Source organism: Candidatus Accumulibacter aalborgensis, assembly GCF_900089955.1.
GTDB lineage: Bacteria > Pseudomonadota > Gammaproteobacteria > Burkholderiales > Rhodocyclaceae > Accumulibacter > Accumulibacter aalborgensis.
The window spans coordinates 1-3176 of sequence record NZ_FLQX01000014.1; the positions used below are offsets into that span (position 1 = coordinate 1).

Here is a 3176-nt window from a genome sequence, read left to right on the forward strand (position 1 = left end):
GTCGCTCGGGCTGAAGGTAGTGACGGTCGGGGCGGTGGTGTCGGCGGCGGTAGTGAAGTCGTAGGTGCTGGTGCCGGCGTAACTGTTACCCGCCAGGTCCTGGATCGTTCCGGCGGCAAGGGTGATGTAATAGTGGGTGCCGTCTGCGAGGCTGCTGGTCGGGTCGATGGTCAGCGTACTGCCGAAGATCGTCAGCCGGTTGCTGGTCGCCGGATCGAAGGTTTCGACGGTAGCGCCGGCGTCGGTCTTGAGAAGAATGCTGCCGGTGCCGCGGGTGATGGGTTCGCTGAAGCTCAGCACGATATTGCTGCTGGTGGCCACTCCGGTGGCGCCGTCGCTCGGGCTGAAGGTAGTGATGGTCGGGGCGGTGGTGTCGGCGGCGGTGGTGAAGTCGTAGGTGCTGGTGCCGGCGTAACTGTTGCCCGCCAGATCCTTGATCGTTCCAGCGGCGAGGGTGACGTAATAGTGGGTGCCGTCTGCGAGGCTGCTGGTCGGGTCGATGGTCAGCGTACTGCCGGAGATCGTCAGCCGGTTGCTGGTCGCAGCGTCAAAGGTTTCGACGGTAGCGCCGGCGGCAGTCTTGAGAAGAATGCTGCCGGTGCCGCCGGCGATGGGTTCGCTGAAGCTCAGCACGATATTGCTGCTGGTGGCCACTCCGGTGGCGCCATCAGTCGGGCTATAGGTAGTGACGGTCGGGGCGGTGGTGTCGGCGGCGGTGGTGAAGTCGTAGGCGCTGGTGCCGGCGTAACTGTTGCCCGCCAGGTCCTTGATCGTTCCGGCGGCAAGGGTGACGTAATAGTGGGTGCCGTCTGCGAGGCTGCTGGTCGGGTCGATGGTCAGCGTACTGCCGGAGATCGTCAGCCGGTTGCTGGTCGCAGCGTCAAAGGTTTCGACGGTAGCGCCGGCGTCGGTCTTGAGAAGAATGCTGCCGGTGCCGCCGGCGATGGGTTCGCTGAAACTCAGCACGATGTTGCTGCTGGTGGCCACTCCGGTGGCGCCGTCGCTCGGGCTGAAGCTGAGGACCGTTGGGGCAGGGCCGAAAGACAGGTCGCTGCCGGACACGTAGAATGCGGCGGCGGTGAAGCTGCCGATCAGCTTAATCTGCACCTCCGCACCGGACGTGGTGTCGGTGCCGATATAAAGGGTGTTAGTACCGGAGGCGAACTGTACCTCGCCCTGTCCGACGGTGCTGCCATCACCAGCGGTGACATGACCAACAAGGGTGACACCGGTGACGTCGATGGTGTCGCCCGGCGTGAAGTCGGTGATGGTGTCGAGGCCGTTGCCATGGTCAGCGAAGACGAAGCTGTCGTTGCCAGCGCCCCCGGTCAGCGTGTCGTTGCCAGCGCTCCCGGTCAGCGTGTCGTTGCCGGCCGCACCGTCAAGAATGTTCGTGTCACTATTACCAGTCAGGATGTTGTCGAGCGCGTTGCCCGTGCCGTTGATGTCGGACGGCGCGTCCATCAATTGCAAATTTTCCACATTGCTCGGAAGTACGTACGAAACGTAGGACCGAACTGTGTCGGTACCCTCGTCGGGGTTCTCCACCACCTGATCGGGCGCAAATACTCCGCCAGTTTGTAGCACGCTTCCAGACTCGAATGTGAAGTGATAGGAGGCGTACTGCTGGTTGCTGCTAGCTGTCACCTCATAGGTATCGTTCCCTTGTCCGCCCGTCATGTTGTCCCCATCGGTACCGGGTGACGGAAGGTATTGAATTCCTGACCAGTAAACGCCTGGACCGCCTCCCAGCAGGTTGTCATCGCCATCGCCACCGACGAGCGTGTCCGCCCCCACGTCGCCTCGCAAGTCGTCATTGCCAGCACCACCGATGATGCTGTCGTTGCCGGCCTTGCCGTAAAGCTGGTCGTTGCCGTCGCCGCTATTCAATACATCATTGCCCGGCCCACCGCTGAGGATGTCATTGCCAGCCAGGCCGTTCAGGGTATCGTTGCCAGCCAGGCCATAAATCTGGTCGTCACCAGCGGTGCCGGTCAGTGTGTCGTCTCCCGGGGTGCCCACGATGGGGTTCGGATCAAAACCACTCAAATTGGCTGTGACCAGATTGCCTTTGGTGACATGGTTCAAAATCGCTATAGTCTGGAAAGCAGCGGCGCCTTGAGGACCATCGGTGTCCAATTCGAGCAGCGTGTCGGCGCCCGATTGCGTCAAGCGGGCGTGACCGCTGGCGAAGGGGTTATCCCCTGCGGCGTAGTTGCTCAACCGCCCCCGGGGAATTGAGATCTGGTCACCACCACTGCCGGCGGTGAAGTCGGTGATGGTGTCCACCGAGGTGTCGGTACTACTGTCCCCGAAACTGAAAAAGTCGGAGCCGGCGCCCCCGGTCAGCGTGTCGTTGCCAGCGCCACCGTTCAGGGAGTCATTTCCCGCACTGCCAATCAAAATATCGGCATACGGGCTTCCCATGACGTTTTCTATGCTGGCGAGGGTTTCTGTTCCTATTCCGACGCCCGTCGCCGTTCCCAAGGCCAGGTTGACCGTGATCGGGCCTGTGGCGCCATCGTAATTCACCGAGTCGAAGCCTGCGCCACCATCCAGCGTGTCGTTACCGGCACCGCCCGCAAGATTGTCATCACCTGAGCCACCGCTGAGGCTGTCGTTGCCGTCGTTGCCGTAAAGCCAATCGTTGCCGTCGCCGCCATTCAGGACATCATTGCCTGGCCCGCCGTTAAGGGTGTCATTGCCAGCCAGTCCGCTGATGGTGTCGTTACCCGCGCCACCGTAAAACTGATCATTGCCTGCGGTGCCAGTCAGTAAGTCGTCCCACGGGGTGCCGACGTTGGGATCAAAGCCACCAAGATTCTCAGCGACCAGATCCCCTTTCGTGACATGACTCAAGATCGCGACGGTCTGGAAAACCGCGGCGCTGTCAGGACCATCGGTGTCGATTTCGAACAGCGTATCGGCGCCCGATTGCGTGAGGCGGACGTGACCGCTGGCGAAAGGATTGCCGTAGTTGTAGTGGCTCAACCGCGACGTGGGAATTGGCAGTTGGTCGCCGCCACTGCCGGCGGTGAAGTCGGTGATGGTATCCACCGAGGTGTCGGTATCGCTGCTCCAGACGCTGAAATAGTCGGTGCCGGCGCCCCCGGTCAGGGTGTCGTTGCCGTCGTTGCCGTAGAGGGAATCGTTGCCGTCGCCACCATTGAGAACAT

The 3176-nt window shown here is 61.7% G+C and carries 1 protein-coding gene; it reads right to left on the reverse strand.

Going from position 1 to position 3176, the window contains the following annotated elements; translation table 11 throughout:
• Positions 1 to 3176, reverse strand: a 3176-nt coding sequence (locus tag ACCAA_RS02115; RefSeq protein WP_186405602.1) for an Ig-like domain-containing protein, incomplete at both ends; no start/stop codon positions are given.